20 protein-coding genes are annotated in these 20,307 nt (G+C 73.4%); 12 read left to right on the forward strand and 8 right to left on the reverse strand.

Going from position 1 to position 20,307, the window contains the following annotated elements; genetic code table 11:
* Positions 1 to 736: 736 nt before the first annotated feature.
* The gene (locus tag D0D15_RS27825; RefSeq protein ID WP_115944869.1) at positions 737 to 3,961 is read right to left on the reverse strand and encodes an ATP-binding protein; all 3,225 of its coding nucleotides are present in this window, start codon (positions 3,959 to 3,961) and stop codon (positions 737 to 739) included.
* A 67-nt stretch (positions 3,962 to 4,028) separates the two neighbouring features.
* Between D0D15_RS27825 and D0D15_RS27830 the strand changes: the two genes are divergently transcribed.
* Positions 4,029 to 4,898: an alpha/beta fold hydrolase gene (locus tag D0D15_RS27830; RefSeq protein ID WP_115944875.1), complete on the forward strand. Its 870-nt coding sequence runs from the start codon at positions 4,029 to 4,031 to the stop codon at positions 4,896 to 4,898.
* 12 nt (positions 4,899 to 4,910) lie between these two features.
* Here D0D15_RS27830 and D0D15_RS27835 read toward each other — a convergent pair whose 3' ends face one another.
* Positions 4,911 to 6,242 carry an MFS transporter gene (locus D0D15_RS27835; RefSeq protein ID WP_094008890.1) on the reverse strand — a complete coding sequence of 444 codons (1,332 nt, stop codon included), beginning with the start codon at positions 6,240 to 6,242 and terminating at the stop codon, positions 4,911 to 4,913.
* 83 nt (positions 6,243 to 6,325) lie between these two features.
* Here D0D15_RS27835 and D0D15_RS27840 point away from each other — a divergent pair, with 83 nt between their 5' ends.
* Positions 6,326 to 6,841: a winged helix-turn-helix transcriptional regulator gene (locus D0D15_RS27840; RefSeq protein ID WP_094008891.1), complete on the forward strand. Its 516-nt coding sequence runs from the start codon at positions 6,326 to 6,328 to the stop codon at positions 6,839 to 6,841.
* Between the two features lie 57 nt (positions 6,842 to 6,898).
* Positions 6,899 to 7,888: an NAD-dependent epimerase/dehydratase family protein gene (locus D0D15_RS27845; protein ID WP_094008892.1), complete on the forward strand. Its 990-nt coding sequence runs from the start codon at positions 6,899 to 6,901 to the stop codon at positions 7,886 to 7,888.
* Here the strand turns inward: D0D15_RS27845 and D0D15_RS27850 are convergent.
* Genes D0D15_RS27850 through D0D15_RS27860 form a run of 4 tightly spaced genes read right to left on the reverse strand, consistent with a single transcriptional unit; the run spans position 7,848 to position 10,448 of the window.
* On the reverse strand, positions 7,848 to 8,807 hold the full coding sequence (locus D0D15_RS27850; RefSeq protein WP_233157534.1) for a serine hydrolase domain-containing protein: 960 nt from the start codon (positions 8,805 to 8,807) through the stop codon (positions 7,848 to 7,850). The two genes, D0D15_RS27845 and D0D15_RS27850, sit on opposite strands and share 41 nt — an antisense overlap.
* The gene (locus tag D0D15_RS37310) at positions 8,801 to 8,938 is read right to left on the reverse strand and encodes a hypothetical protein (RefSeq protein ID WP_233157535.1); all 138 of its coding nucleotides are present in this window, start codon (positions 8,936 to 8,938) and stop codon (positions 8,801 to 8,803) included. Before D0D15_RS37310 ends, D0D15_RS27850 begins: the two co-directional genes overlap by 7 nt.
* Positions 8,939 to 8,946: 8 nt before the next feature.
* Positions 8,947 to 9,930: an LLM class flavin-dependent oxidoreductase gene (locus D0D15_RS27855; protein WP_115944870.1), complete on the reverse strand. Its 984-nt coding sequence runs from the start codon at positions 9,928 to 9,930 to the stop codon at positions 8,947 to 8,949.
* Positions 9,927 to 10,448 carry a peroxiredoxin-like family protein gene (locus tag D0D15_RS27860; RefSeq protein WP_115944871.1) on the reverse strand — a complete coding sequence of 174 codons (522 nt, stop codon included), beginning with the start codon at positions 10,446 to 10,448 and terminating at the stop codon, positions 9,927 to 9,929. Before D0D15_RS27860 ends, D0D15_RS27855 begins: the two co-directional genes overlap by 4 nt.
* Positions 10,449 to 10,521: 73 nt before the next feature.
* Here D0D15_RS27860 and D0D15_RS27865 point away from each other — a divergent pair, with 73 nt between their 5' ends.
* Positions 10,522 to 11,130 (forward strand): TetR/AcrR family transcriptional regulator, encoded by a 609-nt coding sequence (locus tag D0D15_RS27865; RefSeq protein ID WP_094008895.1) that lies wholly within the window; start codon positions 10,522 to 10,524, stop codon positions 11,128 to 11,130.
* On the opposite strand, the gene D0D15_RS27870 is transcribed toward D0D15_RS27865, so the two are convergent.
* On the reverse strand, positions 11,127 to 11,393 hold the full coding sequence (locus D0D15_RS27870; RefSeq protein ID WP_233157536.1) for a pyridoxamine 5'-phosphate oxidase family protein: 267 nt from the start codon (positions 11,391 to 11,393) through the stop codon (positions 11,127 to 11,129). The genes D0D15_RS27865 and D0D15_RS27870 overlap by 4 nt on opposite strands.
* Positions 11,394 to 11,569: 176 nt before the next feature.
* Between D0D15_RS27870 and D0D15_RS27875 the strand changes: the two genes are divergently transcribed.
* Genes D0D15_RS27875 through D0D15_RS27895 form a run of 5 tightly spaced genes read left to right on the forward strand, consistent with a single transcriptional unit; the run spans position 11,570 to position 15,806 of the window.
* Positions 11,570 to 11,884: an ArsR/SmtB family transcription factor gene (locus D0D15_RS27875; protein ID WP_094008896.1), complete on the forward strand. Its 315-nt coding sequence runs from the start codon at positions 11,570 to 11,572 to the stop codon at positions 11,882 to 11,884.
* Positions 11,881 to 12,828: an SRPBCC family protein gene (locus tag D0D15_RS27880; RefSeq protein WP_094008897.1), complete on the forward strand. Its 948-nt coding sequence runs from the start codon at positions 11,881 to 11,883 to the stop codon at positions 12,826 to 12,828. Before D0D15_RS27875 ends, D0D15_RS27880 begins: the two co-directional genes overlap by 4 nt.
* A gap of 48 nt (positions 12,829 to 12,876) precedes the next feature.
* The gene (locus D0D15_RS27885) at positions 12,877 to 13,869 is read left to right on the forward strand and encodes a hypothetical protein (protein ID WP_167481571.1); all 993 of its coding nucleotides are present in this window, start codon (positions 12,877 to 12,879) and stop codon (positions 13,867 to 13,869) included.
* 47 nt (positions 13,870 to 13,916) lie between these two features.
* Entirely contained in the window at positions 13,917 to 15,557 is a 1,641-nt protein-coding gene (locus tag D0D15_RS27890; protein WP_094008898.1) for an acyl-CoA carboxylase subunit beta, read from the forward strand.
* 9 nt (positions 15,558 to 15,566) lie between these two features.
* Positions 15,567 to 15,806: an acyl-CoA carboxylase epsilon subunit gene (locus tag D0D15_RS27895; RefSeq protein ID WP_094008899.1), complete on the forward strand. Its 240-nt coding sequence runs from the start codon at positions 15,567 to 15,569 to the stop codon at positions 15,804 to 15,806.
* Positions 15,807 to 15,840: 34 nt separating this feature from the next.
* Here D0D15_RS27895 and D0D15_RS27900 read toward each other — a convergent pair whose 3' ends face one another.
* Positions 15,841 to 17,094, reverse strand: coding sequence for an MFS transporter (locus D0D15_RS27900; RefSeq protein ID WP_233157537.1), 1,254 nt, complete (start codon positions 17,092 to 17,094; stop codon positions 15,841 to 15,843).
* A 59-nt stretch (positions 17,095 to 17,153) separates the two neighbouring features.
* Here D0D15_RS27900 and D0D15_RS27905 point away from each other — a divergent pair, with 59 nt between their 5' ends.
* The 3 genes from D0D15_RS27905 to D0D15_RS27915 all read left to right on the forward strand — a co-directional run bounded on the left by D0D15_RS27905 (position 17,154) and on the right by D0D15_RS27915 (position 19,926).
* Complete coding sequence (locus D0D15_RS27905) at positions 17,154 to 17,801, forward strand: GntR family transcriptional regulator (protein WP_094008901.1); 648 nt, start codon at positions 17,154 to 17,156, stop codon at positions 17,799 to 17,801.
* Positions 17,802 to 17,867: 66 nt separating this feature from the next.
* Positions 17,868 to 18,503 (forward strand): PadR family transcriptional regulator, encoded by a 636-nt coding sequence (locus D0D15_RS27910; protein ID WP_167481572.1) that lies wholly within the window; start codon positions 17,868 to 17,870, stop codon positions 18,501 to 18,503.
* Positions 18,487 to 19,926: a DHA2 family efflux MFS transporter permease subunit gene (locus D0D15_RS27915; RefSeq protein ID WP_115944872.1), complete on the forward strand. Its 1,440-nt coding sequence runs from the start codon at positions 18,487 to 18,489 to the stop codon at positions 19,924 to 19,926. The genes D0D15_RS27910 and D0D15_RS27915 overlap by 17 nt, the downstream gene beginning before the upstream one ends.
* The last annotated feature ends 381 nt before the right edge of the window (positions 19,927 to 20,307 follow it).

The following is a 20,307-nucleotide window of genomic DNA, read 5'->3' on the forward strand; positions in this document are numbered from 1 at the left end:
TAATCCGAAACGGAGACATTCCAAAATCGGAATGCACAGCCCCGTCACGTTTGAAGCCCTGCACACGGAGTCAGACCAAGATCACTGACCCCACACCCGAAGTGTCCGGCGAACGGGGGCAAGCTCAACCGGCGTGGATCCACTCAGCTCCACATCGGAGCCGCGTCACCCACCCCCGCCAACCGACGCGAAACCGGACCCCACGCAAAGCCACCGCGGCACCCCGCCCAGCGGCCCGCGTCACCCACGCCGACCACACGCCGGTGCGATCCCGCGTCAGGCAGCGCCGCGCTGGGCACCCCCAGACACGCACGCGACGCGACCCCCGCTCCACACGCCACCGCGCCGGACACCCCCGGCCACGCACGACGCGGCCCCGCTCCACACGCCACCGCGCTGGGCACCCCCAGCTACACGCGCGACGCGCCCTCACTCCAGACACCACCGCGCTGGGCACCCCCGGCCACACACACGACGCGGCCCCCGCTCCACACGCCACCGCGCTGGGCACCCCCGGCCACACACACGACGCGGCTCCGGGCACCCCCGGCCACCGCGACGACAGCTGACCTCGCGATGAGTGTGATCCCGCTTCAAGCGGCACTGCGCCGGGCACCACCAGCCACACGCGAGGCGTAGCTCCCGCGTCGAACGGCACCGTGGCGAGCACCGGCGGCCACATGCGGTGCGATCCCCCGTCCAAACCGCACCGCACATACGAGACGCGGCCCCCACTTCAGACAGCGCCGTGGCGGGCCAGCGCTTCGAGGTATCGGGCCACCGGGCCGAGTGTGAGCAGTCCGCTGCCCGCGCCGGCCAGTTCGCCCGCGGCGGGCAGCAGTTCGGCGTGCAGACGGGCCATCGTGGCGCGGTCGCCGCGGCGGATCGCGACCAGCGCGTGCAGGCAGGTGCGCGCCTCGAAGAGCAGGTCCCGCGGGGAGGGCGGGATGTCCGACCCGTCGTCGGACACCACGGGTCGGCACCACGGCTCGTAGGCGCCGAAGTCGAGGTCGCCCCCGGCGGCGGCGCCGCGCTGGATGCGGTCGCTCAGCAGGGCGAAGCCGAGAATCCCACTGTCCACACCGGACATCCCGGTGCCGGCCAGCCGGGCCGCGGCGGCGCGGTACGCCGCTTCGGCGGGTTGTCCGGTGGCGGACGCCCGCATCGCCCGGTACCACTGTGTGAAGACGCCGACCAGCGGGATCTCGTGCTTCTCGCCGAGCCGGTCGGCCGCCTCCGCATGGCGGTCGGCGGCCGGGAAATCGGCGAGGGCCGAGTCGGCCTGCATCAGCACGAGGTGGCCGAGCACCTCGAACGTCACCAGCTCGTGGCGCTGCGCCAGCTCGACCAGCTCGCGCCCGATGCGGGCCCGCTCCGGCGCGAGCCCCGCCCGCTCGAACGACTGCATGAACCGGGCGTTCAGCGCGAACGCCAGCAGCGCGGGGTCGTCCAAGCGCCGCGCGAGCGTCTCGGCCTCCCGCGCGGCCCGCGGTCCGCGCTCGCCGGCGGTGTTGCGTAGTTCGAGGGCGAGGGTGGCGAGCAGGCGCGCGCGAACCGCGTCCTCGCCCGGCGGCAACGCCTCCAGGGTCCGCTCGGTCAGCGCGGCGATCCGCCGGGCCAGCGCCGGGTCATCGTTCGCGGTCCAGATCGCGGGCACGTCGAACGCGGTGAGCACGCGTGCGGTCAGCGCCGGGTCGCCGACGCGCTCGGCCAGCGTCAGCGCCTCGGCCCGGTGCTGCCGGGCCCGGTCCAGCCTCCCGGTCACGGCCAGCGCCCGCACCAGTCCCATGATCAGTTCGAGCCGCTCCGACACACCCGCCGCACCGGCGTGATCGAGCGCGGCCTGCCACAACCGGGCGGCTTCGTGCGGGGCGAACCGGCGCTCGGCGTCCTCGGCCGCCGCCCGCGCGTACCGGACCGCCTCGGGTGCCTCGGCGAGCAGGAAGTGGTGCGCCAGCGCGGCGACATCGCCAGGCCGCAGGCGTTCGATCGTCTCGCCGATCCGCGCGTGCAGGCGCGCCCGGCGCGACTGGGACAGGTCCTGGTAGATCGTGTCGCGGACCAGCGCGTGCGCGAACCGGAACCGGCCGGCCCCGTGCTCGACGAGAAACCCACGCTCGGCGGCGAGTTCGAGCGCGTCGAGCACGTCCCCGGGCGGCAGATCACGGCGCAACGCACCCGGCCCGCGCCCGGCAGTGAGTTCCGAAACGCCGCCCGCATCCCCGGGCGGCAGGTCACGACGAAACCCGCCCCGCCCGCGCCCGGCGGTGAGTTCCGAAGCCTCAGCCGCGTCACCGGGCGGAAGGCCCCGGCCCGCTCCGCGCCCGGCAGTGAGTTCCGAAACGCCGCCCGCATCCCCGGGCGGCAGATCACGACGGAACCCGCCCGGCCCGCGCCCGGCCGTGGGCGCCGCAGCGTCCGCGGGTAGCAAATCGAGGTCGATCTCCGTTCCGATGACCGCGGCCTGCCGCAGCACCGCCTGCACCGCCGCCGGCAGTTGCGCCACCCGGTACCGGACCACGTCGCGCACGCCCGGGGGTACCGCCGACAGCGCGCCCCCGGTGTCGAGCACCCGCGCGAGTTCCCGCACGAAGAACGGGTTTCCACCGCTGCGCTCGTAGATGGTGCGCGCCGTCCCGGGGTCGACCTCCCGCCCCGTCGTGGCCCGCACCAGCGCGGGCACCTCCTCCGCCCGCAGCCCGCCGAGGTAGATCCGCACCGGCTCGGCGCGCGCGATCCTGCCCAGGAAACCAGCGAGGCCGGGCGCGACGTCCGTGCTGCGGTACGTGCCCACGATCAGCACCGGCCCGGGCAGCGGATCGGTGACCAACGCGGACAACAGGGCCAGGGTTTCCTCCCCCGCCCAGTGCAGATCGTCGAGGACCAGCAACAACTTCCCCCGCCGGGTGAGCTGCTCGCGCACCGCCCGGTGCCACTGGAACCGGTTCGGCTCGTCCGGCACGGAAATGCCGAGCGCGCCGAGGATCCGCGTCCACGGCCACGCCGCGGGCACGCCTTCGTGCTCCGGGTTGACGCCCCACGCGACGGTCCACCCGCGGGCCTCCATCGACGCGGTGAACGCCTCGGCGAGCGCGGTCTTGCCAGCGCCGGCCTCGCCGGAGATCAGGGCCAGCCGCGCCCGTCCGGCGGCCTCCGTGAGCCGCGCCAGTTCGGCATCCCGTCCGACCAGGCTGCTGGGCACGGCGGCGGTCAGCGCGGGCGCCTGGGCGAGGATGCCGGCCTCCAGCACCCGCAGCGCGGGACCGGGATCGACGCCCAGTTCGTCGGCGAGCACCTGCCGCGCCCGGCGCAACGCGGCGAGCGCGTCGCCCTGCCGGCCGGCCCGGTACAGCGCAAGCGCGAGGAGCCGCCACGCGTCCTCCCGCAACGGATGCGCGCCGGTGTGGGCCTCCAGGCCGGGCACGGCTTCGGCCGCGCGCCCGAGTCCCAGCAACGCTTCCGCCCGGCGTTCGAGGGCGAGCAGGTGCAACTCGTCCAGCCGGGCGATCTCCGCGCGGGCCCAGCCCTGGTCGGCGAACTCGGCATAGGCGGGACCGCGCCACCAGCCCAGCGCCTCGTCCACAACGGACAGTGCCGCCGCGGGTGCCAGATCCGCGGCCTTCGTGACCGCCTCCTCGAAGCGCCAGGCATCGACCTCCTCGGCGCGCAGGGCGTAGCCGGAGCCGGTGGTGACGAGGAGCCGCGCGGGGGCACGCGGCGGCCGGTCGGGTTCCAGCGCGCGGCGGAGCGCCGCGACGAACGTCTGGATGGCCCCGACCGCGCCGTCCGGCGGGTCGGCCCACAGGTCGTCGACGAGGCGGTCGACCGGGACCACCCGGCCGCGGGCGATCAGCAGGCGCGCGAGGACCGCCCGGTGCCGCGGTCCCTTGAGGTCGAGCTGACCGTGCTCGGTCTCGGCGACCAGCGGCCCGAGCACGGCGAACCGCACGGACGAGCCCATCACCGGGCACTGTAACCGCTCAGCGCGTGCTGATTCGTTGCTGATCCGGCCGGTGCACGCTCGGTTCATGCAGATCACCGGATTCGACTACCAGCGGGTTTCCGTCGCCGAGGGCGTCTCACTGAACGTGGCGATCGGCGGCTCCGGCAGCCCGATCGTGCTGTTGCACGGGTTCCCGCAGACCCACCTGATGTGGCGGCACGTGGCCGCCGACCTCGCCGCCGACCACACCGTGATCGTGCCGGACCTGCGCGGCTACGGCGACAGCGACAAGCCCGCGGACACCGGCGAGACGTACTCGAAGCGCACGATGGCGGCCGACGTCGTGGCGGTGGCCCGGGCGTTCGGGCACCCGCGGTTCGCGCTGGCCGGGCACGACCGCAGCACGCTGGTCGCGATCCGGGCCGGTCTGGACCACCCGGACGCGGTGACGCACCTGGCCTCGCTCGACGTGCTGCCGACGCTGGACATGTGGGACGTGATGCACGGCGCGAGCGCGGCGGTCGGGTTCCACCTGTACCTGATGGCGCAGCCGCCCGGGCTGGCGGAGAAGATGATCGGCGCGGTGCCCGACGAGTTCTTCGGCTACTTCCTGGACGCCTGGACGCAGAACCCGGACGCCATCCCCGCGGACGTGCGGGCCGAGTACCTGCGCGCGTCCCGCGAGGCGGTGACCTCGATCGTCGCCGACTACCGCGCCACCGCGACGATCGACATCACGCACGACACCGCCGACCGCGAGGCCGGCCGCCGCCTGGCAATGCCGGTGACCGTGCTGCAGCAGGACTGGGGCGCGGCGCTGGGCTTCGACGCCGAGGCGCTGTGGCGGGCCTGGGCACCGGACCTGGACCACCGCACGGTCACGTCCGGGCACTTCATGGCGGAGGAGGGGCCGGCCGAGGTGATCAAGGCGCTGCGCGACCTCCTGACCCGGTAGCGCGGCTGCGCCCTACGAACCCACCCGCGCCGGCGCTCGCTCCCGGCTCGCCGCGGTCATCAGGGCTCCCAGCAGGGCCAGCGTGCCGGTGATCGCCGCGGTGTAGTTCACCCCGGCGGTGCCGGGCGCGGCCGCCAGCACCACCGCGACCAGCGCGATCCCCAGCGCCGAACCGACGTACCGGGCCGTGTTGTTCGCCCCGGTGCCCATCGCGGCGCGGTCGGCCGGCACCGTGCGCACCGACAGTCCCGCCAGGGCCGCGTTGCACAAACCCGTCCCGACGCCCGCGATCGCCAGGCCGGGCGCGAAATGCCACCACGACGACTGCGCGGTCAGCCCGAGCGTGGCCAGCTCCCCGGCCGCGCACAGCCCGAGTCCCAGCGCCGCCTGGCGGCGGTCGCCCAGCCACGCGGTCACCCGCCGCGCCTGGGCGGCCACCACGAACGACACCCCGGACCAGATCGACACCACCGCGGCCGCGGCCAGCGGGGTCAGCCCGAGCAGGCGGTGCAGCAGGCCGGGCAGGTACGTCATGAACGACACCACCGCGATCCCGCTGGTCAACGCCCCCGCCGTCGCCGCGCGGAAGGCCGGCGCACGCAACAACCGCAGGTCGATCATCGGCTCGGCGGACCGCAGTTCGACCACGACGAACGCGGCCAGCAGCACCACCGCCGGCGCCGCCCAGGCCAGCACGGCGGCTCCCCACCCCGCGCGCGCCTCGGTCAGCGCGGCGACCAGCAACGCGATCCCCGGCCCCAGCGTCACCAGACCGGCGAAGTCCGTCGGGCGCGGGATCCCCCGCGACTCGGCCAGGCGCGCACCTCCGGCCGCCACCGCCACGCCGAGCACCGCGATCAGCCAGTAGACGGACCGCCAGCCCGCCGGAGCGGTCAGCAGCGCGGCCAGCACCGGCCCGACCGCGATCCCGCCGCCGAGCATGGCGCCCCACCACCCGGTCGCCCGCACCCGTTCCGCCCCGGCCGGGTAGGCGTGCGCGAGCAGTCCCAGGCTCGACACCAGCAGCGCCGCGCTCGCCACGCCCTGCACGATCCGCCCCAGCACGAACATCCAGGTCACTGGCGCGACGGCGCACAGCACGCTGCCCACCGCGAGCCCCGATCCGCCCAGCACGAACACGCGCCTGCGACCGAACGTGTCGGCGAAACCGCCGGCGATCAGCAGCGCCGCGGCCAGGCCGAGGCTGATGCTCCCGAGCATCCACGTCTGCCCGGCTGGCCCCGCGCCGAGCGCGCCCGCGATCTCGCCGAGCGTGGCCAGCGGCGCGGTGAAGTTCACCAGGACCAGGAACGCCGCCGCGCTGGCGATCACCAGAGTTGCCATCACCCCTCCAGTTCAGTGATTGAACTGAAACGGACCCTAGCAGGAGAAGTTCAATAACTGAACCAGGCGGTAAGCTGGGGCGCGTGGCACTCGGCAAGGACTACGCGACCCAGGACTGCTCACTGGCCAGGGCTCTCGAGGTCGTCGGCGAGCGGTGGACGCTGCTCGTCCTGCGGGACTGCTTCTACGGGGTCCGGCGGTTCGGCGACCTGTGCGCGCACCTCGACATCCCGCGCGCCGTTCTGACCGACCGGCTGAAATCCCTGGTCGCCGCGGGCCTGCTGGAACGGCGCCCGCGCCCGTCCGGCCACGACTACGTCCTCACCGGGCGCGGGATCGCCCTGTGGCCCGCGGTGTTCGCCCTGGCGCAGTGGGGGGAGCACGAGTTCGGGCCCCCGGCCGGGCCCCGGCGCGTCTTCAGCCACGCCGCCTGCGGCACTACCGTGACCGCGTCCGGGCTGTGCCCGCGCTGTCAGTCGGTGCCGGCCCCGGCCGACCTGGTGGTGAGCCTCGGCCCGGGCGCCAAACCCGACTACCGGGACGATCCGGTCAGCGTCGCCCTGCGTGAACCGCACCGGTTGCTCACCCCGCTGGGCTGATCTCGCTCTGGGCGAAATTCCTGGCCCGCGCGGCCGTTCTCGGGCAAAGTCGATCACATGCGGGTTCTCGTTCTGGGTGGCACGTCGTTCCTGTCGAAAACCGTTGCGGCGGAAGCGGTCCGGCGCGGCCACGACGTCGTGTGCGCGGCTCGCGGGGTGTCGGGGAGCGTGCCGGAGGGCGCGCGGCACGTGCGTGTCGACCGGGACGAGCCGGGCTCCATCGACGTCCTGGCCGGCGAGCGCTTCGACGCGGTGGTCGACATCGCCTACACCGGGCTGCGCTGGGTCCGGGACGCGCTGCGCACCATCACCACGCGGCACTGGACGTACGTCTCCACGATCAACACCTACGCCGACACCGCGACGCTCGGCCAGACCGCGGATTCCCCGCAGCACGACCCGATCGAACGCGACCGGATCGACCTGGCGGAGATGACGCCCGAGGTCTACGGCGGGGTCCAGGTCGCCTGCGAGCACGCGGCCCGCGACGCACTCGGTGACCGGCTGTTCATCGTGCGACCGAGCCAGATCACCGGGCCGGGTGACTACATGGACCGCTTCGGCTACTGGCCGGCTCGCTTCACCCGCGGCGGACGCGTCGTGGTGCCGGACACCCCGAAGCAGCCGTTCCAGCACATCGACGTGCGCGACCTCGCCGCGTGGATCGTGACGGCCGGCGAGCAGCGCCTCACCGGCGCCTTCGACGCGGTCAGCCCCACCACCCCGCTCGGCCCCGTCCTGGAGGAGATCGCGGACCTCGTCGCCCCGCCCGGCACCGAACTGGTCCCGGTCGCCGAGGAGGCCCTGTTGGCGGCGGGTGTGCAGCCGTGGTCCGGGCCGAAGTCGCTGCCGCTGTGGCTGCCGGAGAGCCACCACGGCCTCGCCGCGCACGACGCGTCGGCGGCACGCGCGGCCGGGCTGGAGATCCGCCCGCTCGCCGACACCGTGCACGCCGCGCTCGACGAGGAACGCGCCCGCGGCCTGGACCGCCCGCGCAAGGCCGGGCTCACCCCCGAGGAGGAGGCCGCGCTGGCGAGTGCCCGGTAATTGATCCAGCTGCGGGCCTCTGGCCACACGCGCCGCCCGCTATGACTCCCCAATCGGCGATCGACTGGTACACCGAGGTCCAGAAGTCCAGGTACAGGTTGCTGTCCTGCGGGAACCCGGCCTTCTGCGTGAGCAGGATCCCGACCAGGTCCTCCGCCGGGTCGGAGAACCACGACGTGCCGAGCCCGCCGTCCCAGCCGAAGCGGCCGGGCACCGACGCGATGCCGTCGCGCGCGGTCGTCATCGACAGGCCGAATCCCCAGCCGCGCGTGTCGAAGTAGCCGGGGTAGAAGCCGGACACCGCCTTGTCCCCCGGCGTCAGCTGGTCGGTCACCATCACCTCGACCGTGGGCCGCGCCAGCACCCGCTCGCTGCCGAACCGTCCGAAGTGGAGCATCATCCGGCCGAAGCGCAGCAGGTCATCCACTGTGGACACGAGCCCGCCCGCCGCGGACGGGAACCGGGGCGGGCGGGACCACTCGCCATCCGGCGGGTCGACGACCGTCAGGTCGCCGCCGTACGAGGTGACCAGCCGCTCGGCGTCCGCGGTGAACCGGGTGTCGTCCATCCCCAGCGGGTCCAGCACGGTCTCGCGCAGCACCTCCTCCAGCGCACCGCCCACCCGCGCCAGTAGCACGCCCAGCACGTCCGAGCCGGTGCCGTAGAGCCGGCGGCCACCCGGCGGGCACATCAGCGGCAACGAGCCGAGCCGGCGCATCCACTCGTCCGGCTCCGGCATCTCCGACGGTTTCGGCGGCCCCATCGCGATGCCGGCCTCGTTCGCCGCCCGCACGATCGGCGGCTCCTCCGGCAGGTACAGCTGGCCGAACCCCATCCGGAAGGTCAGCAGGTCCCGCAGCGTGATGGCCCGCCCGGCGGGCACCGTCTCCGCCAGCGGTCCGTCGATCCGGGTCAGCACCCGCCGGCCGGCACCTCACCGTGGCGTTCGACGAGCGTGATCACCCCCGGGACCTCGCCGCGTTCCACGTAACCGGCCATCACGTCGTGGAGCCGGTCCAGCCGGGCTTCGGACAAGCCGCCTGTGCTCATCACCCGATTCAAGCGGGGCGACACGCACCTGGGAAGACCTCCGCACCGGCCCGCCGCACGGTGGTCAGCACCGCCTCGACCGAACCCGCGCCCTCCGGCATCAGGATGATCCGCCCAGTGCCGAGCAGCTCCTCCCGCTCCCGCAACTGCCGGGCGCACTCGTCCGGATCACCCGCGACGACGTTGGCGGCGAGCTTCCGCGCCATCGCGTCGGCGCCCTCGGCGGTCAGCTCCGGCTGCTCGACCAGCGACCGCGTGCCCGGCGCGCCGCGCAGCAACTGCGCCCGCAGCCCGTCGATCAGCAGCTCCCGCGCCGCGTCCGTGGTGTCGGCGATCGCGAAGTAGGTCGAGTCGATGTGGTCCGCCGGGTCGATCCGGTGCCCGTGCCCGGCCGCCGTTTCCGCGTGCGCGTCGAGCATCGCGCGCTTGTCGGCGAGGCTCACGAACGGGCCGAGGATGAGCGGGATCCCGTGCTGCCCCGCCAGCCGCGCGGTGGGCACCGACGCGGCGGACAACGCGAGCGGCGGCCGCTCCGGCACGTCCGGCACCAGCCGCACCTCCTCGAACTCGCCCGCTCGCAGCGCCGACTCCAGCAGCGCGAGCCTGCCCGAGATGTCGCGGTACCCGGCCAGGCCGTCGCCGAACACCTCCAGGTCTCCGCGCGGCTGCCCGCGTCCGACGCCGAGCGTGAACCGCCCGTCGCCGACGTGGTGCAGCAGCGCGGTCTGCTCGGCGAGCGCGACCGGGTGGTGGTTGGGCAGGACCGCGACGGCGGTGCCGACGCCGAGGCCGGTGCGCCCGAGCAGGAACGCGGCCATCGCGACCGCCGAGGGCGTGTGCACCGCGGTCGTGAAGTGGTGCTCGGTGGTCCACACCTCGTCCCAGCCGGCGCGTTCGGCCTCGGCGGCGTAGGTGAGCGCCCAGCCGAGCACGTCCGTCGACGGCGCGTCGCTGCCGAAGGAGTCGGTGAACAGCATCAGCCCGTGCTTCACCGGACCACCGCCGTGCGCGCGATGTCCAGCAGCTCGTCGACCGGCCACTGGTCGTAGGCGTGCTCGCCGTGTTTCGCCGCGATCACCCGGCCGGTGGGGTCGATCAGGAAGTCCGCGGGCAGCCCGAGCCGCCCGCCCTCCTGCCGCGCCGCGGGCGGCCGGTACTTGCCGAGCAGCGTCAGCGCCGAGCCGCGCAGGATCGCACCCCACGTGCGTGGGTGCAGCAGCGCGCGGCGGCCCGATTCCACACCGAACTCGCGGTAGTACCGCTTCTCCGGATCGGCGACGACGGCGAACGGCAGGTCGTAGTCGCGCAGCTCGTCGGCGGGCGAGTGGAAGAACACCACCTCGCGGATGCCGGCGGCGGTGATCTCGTCGTGCCGCTGCACGACCGAGCGCAGGTGCAGGTTGCAGATCGGGCAGCCGGCGAATCTCCGGAACTGGAGGTGGACCAGGCGCCCCGGGTCGGGCACGCGGACCCGCTCACCGGTGACGGTCACCAGCTCGAACTCACGCATCGGGGAATCCCTTCGTAGGCGTGCGGTGTACGCCTACGACCGTATGCGCGTATCCTGTACGCTGTCAAACGCCATGCCACGACCCCGTTCGCTGACCACCGAGCAGATCGCCGCCGCGGCGCTGGCCGTGCTCGACCGCGAGGGACTGGACGCGCTGTCGATGCGCACGGTCGCCGGCGAACTCGGCATGGGCACGATGTCGCTCTACCGCTACGTGTCCGATCGCGACCAGCTCGAAGGGCTGGTCGTCGAGCTGGTGCTGCGGGCGATCGACCTGACGGTGCCGCGCGGCTCGGCCGGCAGGCGGTTGAGCGTGCTGGCCGACCGGGTCCGGGTCGCGGTGTCGCGGCATCCGGCGGTCGTGCCGCTGCTGCTGATCCACCGCCACCGCGCGCCCAGCTCGACGCGGTGGGGCGAGACGATGCTGAGCGTCCTGACCGACGCGGGCATCACCGGCAAGCGCCGGGCGATCGCGTTCCGGGCGATCATGGGGTACGTGTTCGGCGCGCTGCAGGTCGAGCACTTCGGGGCGCTGTCCGGCCCGGGCACCGCCGCGCTGGCCGAGCTGCCGCCCGAGGAGTTCCCGATCCTCTCCGAAACGGCCGCGCAGGCGAGGTCGATCCCGCCGGAGGAGGAGTTCCGGCAGGGGTTCGCCATCCTGCTGCGCGGCCTCGGCCTCTAATCCGGCACGGGCAGGGCGCCCGGCGGCAGGGCGTACACCCGCGACACCGGGAGCCGGACCACCACGCGCTGTTCGTCGACCATGCGCTGGTAGAAGCGGTCGAGGTCGACGTAGGGGTCCTCGAACCGGCTGGCGTACTCGGCCATCTCCCGCCCGGTCGCATCCCCCGGTTCGGTGCTGACCGGCGACACGTCGACGTACGCCATCCCGTGCGGCGCCACGACGTGCAGCACCGCGCGCGGGTCCCGGCGCAGGTTGCGCACTTCGCGCGGTCCGCGGTCGAGCTCATCCGGATGAGCTTCTCCTCCGGGCACCGAAGCCTTCGCGGCCGCGGAAGAAGGCACTTCCGGGCGCCTGGGGAACATCGATGTCACGGGAGGCGCCGAGCGACTACCAGCGGTCCACTTGACTTATATTCCACACTGGCTATATTCCTCATATGGCATCAACGTTCGAGGTGCTCGCCGAGCCACGGCGACGCGAGATCCTCGACCTGCTCCGCACGTCCGAGCGGCCGGTCGGGGACCTGGTCGAGCGCCTGCGCCTGACCCAGCCCGCCGTGTCCAAGCACCTCAAGGTGCTCCGCGAGGCCGGGCTGGTCGAGGTCCGGCAGGACGCGCAACGCCGCTGGTACCGGCTGCGCCCGGAACCGCTCGCCGAGATCGACGCGTGGCTGGCCCCCTACCGGCGCATGTGGCACACCAGCCTGGACGCCCTCGAACGCCACCTGGACTCGATGGAGGATCCGCGGTGACCGAATTCCGCACCATCGCAGGCAAACCCGTGCTGCGCTTCGAACGGCGGCTGCGGCACCGGCCCGAGAAGGTCTGGCGGGCCATCACCGACCCGGCCGAGCTCGCGCACTGGTTCCCGGCGCGCGTGGAAACGCAAGCGCGGATCGGCGCGCCCATCCGGTTCGTCTTCCCCGACGAAGCGCCGGTCGACGACGGCGGCACCGGCGAGGTCCTGGAGTTCGACCCGCCGAAGGTGTTCGCCTTCAGCTGGAACCTCGACGTGCTGCGGTTCGAGCTGGTGCCCGACGGTGACGGCTGCCTGCTGGTGTTCACCCAGACGATCGGCGGCGGCGACGTCGGGCGGCTGTCCGCCGGGCGCAACGCCATCGGCTGGAACGTCTGCCTCGACGGCCTGACCGCGCGGCTGGACGGCACCGAGGCCCCGCCCCAGCCGGACTGGCTCGCGGAGGTGGAGCGCTACACCGAGGAGTTCGGCCTCGGCGAGGGCTCGGTCCACGACACCGCGGAGGGCTACCAGTTGCGGTTCGCGCGCGACCTGGTCTGGAAGCCGGCCGAGGAGATCTGGCGGCTGCTCACCGAGGACGGCACGGTCCAACCCGGCGACCCGGCCCCGCTGCCGGCCACGAACGGCTACGTCCCGGCGGGCCGGGTCGTCACCGCGTCGGCACCGCACGTGCTGGAGTACGAGTGGCTGCACGACGGCGCACCGGCCGGGCGGGTCCGCTTCGAGGTCGTGGCGGACCAGGAGCTGGGCACGCGGATCGAGCTGACGCACACCGTCCCGGTCGTGCTCGCGCATCTGCGGGCCGAGGCCCTCGCCGCCTGGCACACCCACCTGGAGCTGTTCTTCGCCGCCACCTTCGGCGACATCCGCTGCCCCTGGCCGGAAGACCGCACGGCCGAACTGACGAAGCACTACGCCGAACAGGTGACGCGGGGCTGACATCCGGAGTTCACCTGACCGCCGCCCGCGGCGCCTAGCTTGTCGATCATGACGAACCCGGTGTCCCGGCGCGCGGTCCTCGGCGGTGCCCTCGCGCTCGCCGCCCTCGGTGGCGGAACCGCCAGCGCGTCCCGAGCCCCGCGCGTGCTGATCGCGACGAACGAACCGTGGGGCACCTACCACGTGAAACCGCTGCTCGCGGAGGCCGCGCGGCGCGGCTGGCGGCTCACCCAGCTGGTGCCGGACCGCACCGGCGTCACCCCCGGCGACCCGGTGCCCGTGGCGACCCCGGACACCGCCCCACGCGCGGACCTGCTCGTCGTCACCGGCGCCGGGGACTGGCCCGCCGACTGCGCGGCCCGGTTCCGGCACCTGCCCCTCGTCGCCAGTTCGCTCGCCTACCAGCAGCCGGTCGAGGCCCCGCGCGCGAAGCAACTGCACCCGCGGCTGATCACGTCGTCCTCCCCCGCCGAGGCGCGCGCGTTCGGCGCCTACCTCGGCACCCGGCGGCGCATCCGGATCGTCGGCTCGCCGCAGACCGACAACCTCCCCGTCCGCGCACCGGAACCCGGCCTGGTCCTGGTGCTCACCAGCGTCACCCACCCGGACGGCACGGGCGCCGCCGCACCGGGCACCGAACTGCTGCTCGCCTCGGCGGAGAAGCTCGCGGCCGCCGGGAAGCGGATCCTCGTCGGCCTGCACCCGCGTGAGGACCGCTCGCTGTGGGACCGCTACGAGATCAGCGACGTGCCCTCGGTGCATGCCTCGGCCCGCGCGGAAGCCGCGATCGGCATTCCCGGCACGGTGTTCCCGCTGGTCACCGCCGTCGGCACGCCGGTGGTCGGCTGCACCGACCCGGCGCTGACCGTGCCGGACTACCTGCTGTCGGTCTGCTCGTCGACCATCACCGACGCCGGGCAGGCGGTCGACGCGATCAACGGCGCCCACCTGCCGGACGCGGAGACGCTGGCCGACGCGGTCGGACCGGTCGGCGGATCGGCCCGGCGGCTGCTGGACGCGTGGTCGCGGTTCGCCAGGTGAGGTTCACGCCACACACGCGCCCCTTGCGCAGTAGATAGGCTCCCGTCATGAGCAGCGCGACGGAGCCGATCGGGACGCCTCCGGCGGAGGAGCCGGACATCCACACCACGGCCGGGAAGCTGGCCGACCTGTACCGCCGGAACGACGAGGCGGTGCACGCCGGGTCCGCCCGGGCCGTGGAGCGTCAGCACGCGAAGGGCAAGAAGACCGCCCGCGAGCGGATCGACCTGCTGCTCGACCCCGGGTCGTTCGTCGAGCTGGACGAGCTGGCGCGGCACCGGTCGACGAACTTCGGGCAGGAGAAGAACCGGCCGTACGGCGACGGCGTGGTGACCGGGTACGGCACCATCGACGGCCGCCCGGTGTGCGTGTTCAGCCAGGACGTGACCGTGTTCGGCGGCTCGCTCGGCGAGGTGTACGGCGAGAAGATCGTCAAGGTCATGGACCTGGCGATCAAGACCGGCCGCCCGATCATCGGCATCAACGAGGGCGGCGGCGCGCGCATCCAGGAGGGCGTGGTCTCGCTCGGCCTCTACGGCGAGATCTTCACCCGCAACGTGAAGGCCTCCGGCGTGGTCCCGCAGATCTCGCTGATCATGGGCGCCAACGCGGGCGGGCACGTCTACTCCCCCGCGCTGACCGACTTCGTCGTGATGGTCGACCAGACCTCGCACATGTTCATCACCGGCCCGGACGTGGTGAAGACCGTGACCGGTGAAGAGGTCACGTTCGAGGAGCTGGGCGGCGCGCGGACGCACAACACCAAGTCGGGCAACGCGCACTACCTCGGCACCGACGAGGAGGACGCGATCGCCTACGTCAAGGAGCTGCTGTCCTTCCTGCCGTCGAACAACCTGTCCGAGCCGCCGGTGTTCGACCCGCCGGAGCCCGTCGACGGGTCGATCGCCGACGGCGTGACCGAGACCGACCTCGAGCTGGACACCCTGATCCCGGACTCGCCGAACCAGCCCTACGACATGCACGAGGTCGTCACCCGCGTGCTCGACGACGGCGAGTTCCTGGAGGTCCAGGAGCTGTTCGCGCCGAACGTGATCGTCGGGTTCGGCCGGGTCGACGGGCACGCGGTCGGCGTGGTCGCCAACCAGCCGACGCAGTTCGCCGGCTGCCTGGACATCGACGCCTCGGAGAAGGCGGCGCGGTTCGTGCGCACCTGCGACGCGTTCAACGTGCCGGTGCTGACGTTCGTGGACGTGCCGGGCTTCCTGCCGGGCACCGACCAGGAGTGGAACGGCATCATCCGCCGCGGCGCGAAGCTGATCTACGCCTACGCCGAGGCGACGGTCCCGCTGGTCACCGTCATCACGCGCAAGGCCTACGGCGGCGCGTACGACGTCATGGGCTCCAAGCACCTGGGCGCGGACATCAACCTGGCGTGGCCGACCGCGCAGGTCGCGGTGATGGGCGCCCAGGGCGCGGCGAACATCGTGCACCGCAAGACGCTCGCCAAGGCCGCCGAGGAGGGCAAGGACGTCGAGGCGCTGCGGGCGGAGCTGATCCAGGAGTACGAGGACACGCTGCTCAACCCCTACGAGGCCGCCGAGCGGGGCTACGTCGACTCGGTGATCGTGCCGTCGCACACCCGCGGCCACGTCGCCCGGGCGCTGTCCATGCTGCGGGACAAGCGCGAGACGCTGCCGCCCAAGAAGCACGGCAACATCCCGCTGTAAGGGGGACCGATGAGCGAGCCCGAAGAGACCCCGCCCGCCCGGCCGTTGCTGCGCATCGTGCGCGGCGACCCGAGCGAGACCGAGCTGGCGGCGCTGACCGCGGTGGTGGCCGCCGCGGCGTCCGCGCCTGGCGAGGAGCCGGAGAAGCCGGAGCGGACGTCGTTCTGGGCCGACCGCGCCTCCCTGGTGCGGCGCCCGTTGCCGCAGCCGGGCTCGGGCGCCTGGCGCGCGTCGGCCTGGCCCCGCTGACGCATCCCGGCCGCACTCCCCGTGCGGCCGGGCTTCAGGCGGGTTCGAGCACGCGTTCCGGGTGCGGGGAACGCACCCCGGCGTGCCGGTGCAGCGTCACCAGCCGCACCGTGCCGGCCAGTCCCATCGCCAGCGCGACCAGGAACGACAGCCGGTAGGCCAGCGGCGCGGCCACCCCGTGCCGCAGCAGTTCGTCCAGCAGCAGGCCGGCCCCCAGCTCGGCGATCACCGCGAACGCGAACCCGCCCATGTTCGCCACGCCGCTGGCGACCCCGGCCTGGTGACCGTGGTTCGCCGAGCGCGCGAGATCGAACGCCAGCATGCTCACCGCGCCCGCGGCGCCGATCAGGAACAGCACCGACCCGAGCGCGGCCACCGGCAGCGGACCGGGCACCACGACCAGCACCGCCCAGCACGCCACGCTCCCCACCGCGGCGACGGCCACCATCGGCCCGCGCAGGCCCGGCCGCCGCGACCCCAGCTGCCCGGCGAACGTCCCGGCCAGCACGAACCCGGCCACCACCACGGTCAGCAACGCGCTCGCCGCCGCCGGGGTCCGGCCCTGCGCGTGCACCAGGTACGGCTGCCCGAGCACCGCGGTGAACGTGACGAACGCGCCCATCAGCGTGAAGTGGGTCCACATCGCGTGCCGCGTCCCGCGGTTGCGCCACGCGTGCCGCAGACTGACCCGCAACGGCTCCCGCGGCTCCTCCCGCGCGACCTCCGACGGCCCGTCGCGCAGCGCGATCCCGACCGCGACCAGCAGCACCGCGGTGATCACGCCGGCCACCAGGAACGCGGGCGTCCACCCGAACCCGGTGAGCAGGGCGGCCAGCGGCGCGGTCGCGATCAGCTGGCCGAGCCCGCCGATCATCCCGGTCAGCGCCGCGACCAGCGCGTACCGGCGGCCGGGGAACCAGTTGTGCGCGAGCCGCAGCACATTGACGAACAGGAACGCGTCACCGGCGCCGATCAGCGCCCGCCCGGCCATCGCCGCCGGGTAGGCCGTGGCCAGCGCGAACACGATCGACCCGGCGGCCATCAGCGCCATCCCGAGCGACAGCAGCCGCCGCGGCCCGAACCGGTCGGCGGCCGCCCCGACGGGCACCTGCAGCACCGCGTAGAGCACGAGCTGCACCACGGAGAACGCGGCCAGCCCGGTCGCGTCGATGGCGAACCGCTCCTGCGCGGTGAGCCCGGCGACCGAGAGGCTCATCCGGTGGAACAACGCGGTCAGGTAGCACAGCGCCCCCAGCCCCCACATCAGCCAAGCCCTGCCCGCGGCCACCGGATCACCTCCTGTTGCATCTATCTTGTATCTATCAGCGTCGTGGCTACGATGCGGCCATGTCAACGAGGGACCGCTCACAGGCGGCCGGCGACCGGGCCTACCAGTGGACCAAGGACCGCATCCTGGACGGCCGCCTCGAGGGTGGGCGGCTGATCAGCGAGGGTGAGGTCGCCGAGGCGCTGGAGCTGTCCCGCACCCCGGTCCGCGAGGCGTTCCTCCGCCTGTCCGCCGAGGGCCTGCTCCGCCTCTACCCGAAACGCGGCGCGCTGGTCGTCCCGGTGTCCCCGAACGAGGTGCACGACATCGCCGAGGCGCGGATCTTCCTGGAGCGCCACGCCGCCGCGAAGATCATCACCGCCGGCACGCACCGCGAGGTGTCCGCCAAGATGCGGGCCGTCCTCGACGAGCAGCGCACGGTGTCCCTGCCCGAGCACACCGCCCGCTTCACCCGGCTCGACCGCGAGTTCCACGCCACCCTCGTCGAGGCCGCGGGCAACGCCCTGCTGGCCGAGTTCTACTCCGGCCTGCGCGACCGCCAGCTGCGGATGGTCAACACCGCGCTGCGCGACAACACCGTCCGCCCGCCGATCATCCTCGCCGAGCACGAACGCATCTGCGACCTGCTCGAAGCCGGTGACACCGACGCCCTGCACACCGTGATCGGCAACCACATCGCCGCCGTCCGGGACGAAGCCGCCCGCTGACCCCGCTTGCCCGCGTCTTGTTCCACCTCGTGTAGTCCACGTGGAATAAACGGACTGGAGCGAATGATGCCTGCCGCGAAGCTCACCCCGATGGCCATGGCCGTCCTGGAACTGCTGCACGAGCGGCCGATGCACCCGTACGAGATGACCCAGCTCATGCGGGACCGGCACCTGGAGATCCGCGTGGCGGTCAAACCCGGATCGCTCGACCACACGGTCGACCGCTTGCTGGCCAGCGGACACATCGAGGTCGTGGAGACCCAGCGTGAGGGTCGCCGGCCGGAGCGGACCGTCTACGCCCTGACCGAGCAGGGGCGGGACGCGTTCGTCGACCGCGCCAAGACGATGCTGGGCACGCTCGCCAGCGAGCACCCCGAGTTCCTCAGCGGCCTCGGCGCGATGGACGACCTCGGCCGCGAGACCGCGCTGGAGCAGCTGCGGATGCGCCTGCTGCAGCTGGAGGCCAAGGCCGCGTCGCAGGAGGTCATCACGCGCCGGCTGGTCGCGGAGGTGCCCGAGATCTACTGGGTCGACTGGCGCTACACGACCGCGCAGGTCCGCTTCGAGCTGGAGTGGACCCGGCAACTGGTCGACGACATCACCACCGGCCGCCTCGGCTGGACCGGCGACCGCCGCCCGAAGCGGCTCTCCCCCGTCCCCACCGAATCCACTGAGGACAGATCTGATGACCGAGCGAGCTGACCCGTGGGCGGCACTGGTCGCGCTGTGCGTCGGGTTCTTCATGATCCTGCTGGACACCACCATCGTGTCCATCGCGGTCCCGTCGATGGTGCGCGGGCTGGCGACCGACCTGAACGCCATCGTCTGGGTGATGAGCGTCTACCTGCTCGCCTACGCGGTGCCGATGCTGTTCACCAGCAGGCTCGGCGACCGGTTCGGCCCGAAGCGCGTCTACCTCGCCGGGCTCGCGGTGTTCACGCTCGCGTCGCTGTGGTGCGGCCTGGCCGGCACCGCGGAGGTGCTGATCGCCGCGCGCGCCGTGCAGGGACTGGGCGCCGCGCTGATGACCCCGCAGACGCTGGCGTTCATCACGCACCTGTTCCCGCCCGCCAAGCGGGGCCCGGCGATGGGCCTGTGGGGCGGGGTCGCGGGCCTGGCCACGATCACCGGCCCGCTGCTCGGCGGTGTGCTGGTGGACCACCTGGGCTGGGAGTGGATCTTCTTCGTCAACGTGCCGGTCGGCGCGGCCGGCCTGGTGCTGGCGGTGGTGCTGGTGCCGGACTGGCAGCCGCGGAACTCGCACTCGTTCGACGTCCCGGGCATCCTGCTGTCCGTCGCCGGGTTGTCGCTGCTGGTCTTCGGGCTGCAGAACGGGCAGCACTACTCCTGGGGCCGGGTCGCCGCGCCGGTCAACGTCGCCGAGGTGATCGCCGCCGGGGTGCTGCTGCTGGCCGGGTTCGTGGTGTGGCAGCGCCGCAACCGCCGCGAGCCGCTGCTGCCGCTGCGGGTGTTCGCCAACCGCAACTTCTCCGCGGGCACGCTGACGGCGGTCACGATCGGCTTCACGATGACCGCGATGTTCCTGCCGCTGGTGATCTACGTGCAGGACGTGCTGCTGCTCTCCCCCACCGAGGCCGGGCTGGTCACCGCGCCGATGTCGCTGCTGTCCGGGGTCATCGCGCCGTTCATCGGCCGCCTGTCCGACCGGACCGACCCGAGGTACCTGGTGATCTTCGGGATCGTCGCGCTCGCCGCGGGTCTCGGGCTCATCGCGCTGATGGCGCGGGAGACGCGCACCTGGTGGGTCACCTTCCCCGGCCTGCTGCTGTGCGGGGTGGGCACCGGTGCGGTGTTCGCGCCGATGAGCAACGTGACGATGAGCTCGGTCGAGCCGCGGCTGGCCGGCACCGCGTCGGGCATCTTCAACACCGCCCGGCAGGTCGGCGGCGTGTTCGGCAGCGCGGCCACTGGCGTGCTGCTGCAGGCCCGGATCAGCGCGGGCATGGCGAGCAGCGGCGGGAACGCGCCCCGGGCGCTCACGGACGCGACCCGCGAAACGATCCTGCTGCCGGTGGCGGTGCTGCTGCTCGGAATCATCGCGGCGGCCGCCATGCGCCGCCCGGCTCCGCGGCCGGCGCCCGCCCCAGCGGCGACGCGCGCCTGACGAGCAAGGCGAGACGGCGACCAGCTCCCGGACGAGTCGCTGACGTGGGTGGCGGTGGGAGTTGACGAGGAGGCGACTCCGCGAGTCGCGCGCCCGCCGAAGGTGGTGGATGGCACCGCCGAGCGACGCGCGACCGCCCGGACTGCGGCGGGCGGGAATCGACGAGGAAGCGGCCCCGCGAAGCAGCCGCGCGGAGCGCGCCCGCCGAAGGTGGCAGGTAGCGCTGCCACGGGAACCGCGGCCCCAAGCGGCGGCCGGAAGTTGATGAGGCGCCCCGCGGCGAGGGGCCGCCGGAGCGGAGCGCGCCCGTGAGCCGGCGGGCCGTCGCGAGGACCACACCGACGCGGTGGATGGCGTGTCCCGCGAAGCGCAGCCACCAGC

It is taken from the genome of Amycolatopsis thermalba, from assembly GCF_003385215.1.
In the GTDB taxonomy this organism is placed as follows: domain Bacteria; phylum Actinomycetota; class Actinomycetes; order Mycobacteriales; family Pseudonocardiaceae; genus Amycolatopsis_E; species Amycolatopsis_E thermalba.

Bases quoted from the DNA above. Each gene is read 5' to 3' on its own strand.
- D0D15_RS27825 (WP_115944869.1), bottom strand. From the start codon at position 3,961: ATGGGCTCGTCCGTGCGGTTCGCCGTGCTCGGGCCGCTGGTCGCCGAG.
- D0D15_RS27830 (WP_115944875.1), top strand. From the start codon at position 4,029: ATGCAGATCACCGGATTCGACTACCAGCGGGTTTCCGTCGCCGAGGGC.
- D0D15_RS27835 (WP_094008890.1), bottom strand. From the start codon at position 6,242: ATGGCAACTCTGGTGATCGCCAGCGCGGCGGCGTTCCTGGTCCTGGTG.
- D0D15_RS27845 (WP_094008892.1), top strand. From the start codon at position 6,899: ATGCGGGTTCTCGTTCTGGGTGGCACGTCGTTCCTGTCGAAAACCGTT.
- D0D15_RS37310 (WP_233157535.1), bottom strand. From the start codon at position 8,938: ATGAGCACAGGCGGCTTGTCCGAAGCCCGGCTGGACCGGCTCCACGAC.
- D0D15_RS27860 (WP_115944871.1), bottom strand. From the start codon at position 10,448: ATGCGTGAGTTCGAGCTGGTGACCGTCACCGGTGAGCGGGTCCGCGTG.
- D0D15_RS27865 (WP_094008895.1), top strand. From the start codon at position 10,522: ATGCCACGACCCCGTTCGCTGACCACCGAGCAGATCGCCGCCGCGGCG.
- D0D15_RS27875 (WP_094008896.1), top strand. From the start codon at position 11,570: ATGGCATCAACGTTCGAGGTGCTCGCCGAGCCACGGCGACGCGAGATC.
- D0D15_RS27885 (WP_167481571.1), top strand. From the start codon at position 12,877: ATGACGAACCCGGTGTCCCGGCGCGCGGTCCTCGGCGGTGCCCTCGCG.
- D0D15_RS27890 (WP_094008898.1), top strand. From the start codon at position 13,917: ATGAGCAGCGCGACGGAGCCGATCGGGACGCCTCCGGCGGAGGAGCCG.
- D0D15_RS27895 (WP_094008899.1), top strand. From the start codon at position 15,567: ATGAGCGAGCCCGAAGAGACCCCGCCCGCCCGGCCGTTGCTGCGCATC.
- D0D15_RS27905 (WP_094008901.1), top strand. From the start codon at position 17,154: ATGTCAACGAGGGACCGCTCACAGGCGGCCGGCGACCGGGCCTACCAG.
- D0D15_RS27910 (WP_167481572.1), top strand. From the start codon at position 17,868: ATGCCTGCCGCGAAGCTCACCCCGATGGCCATGGCCGTCCTGGAACTG.
- D0D15_RS27915 (WP_115944872.1), top strand. From the start codon at position 18,487: ATGACCGAGCGAGCTGACCCGTGGGCGGCACTGGTCGCGCTGTGCGTC.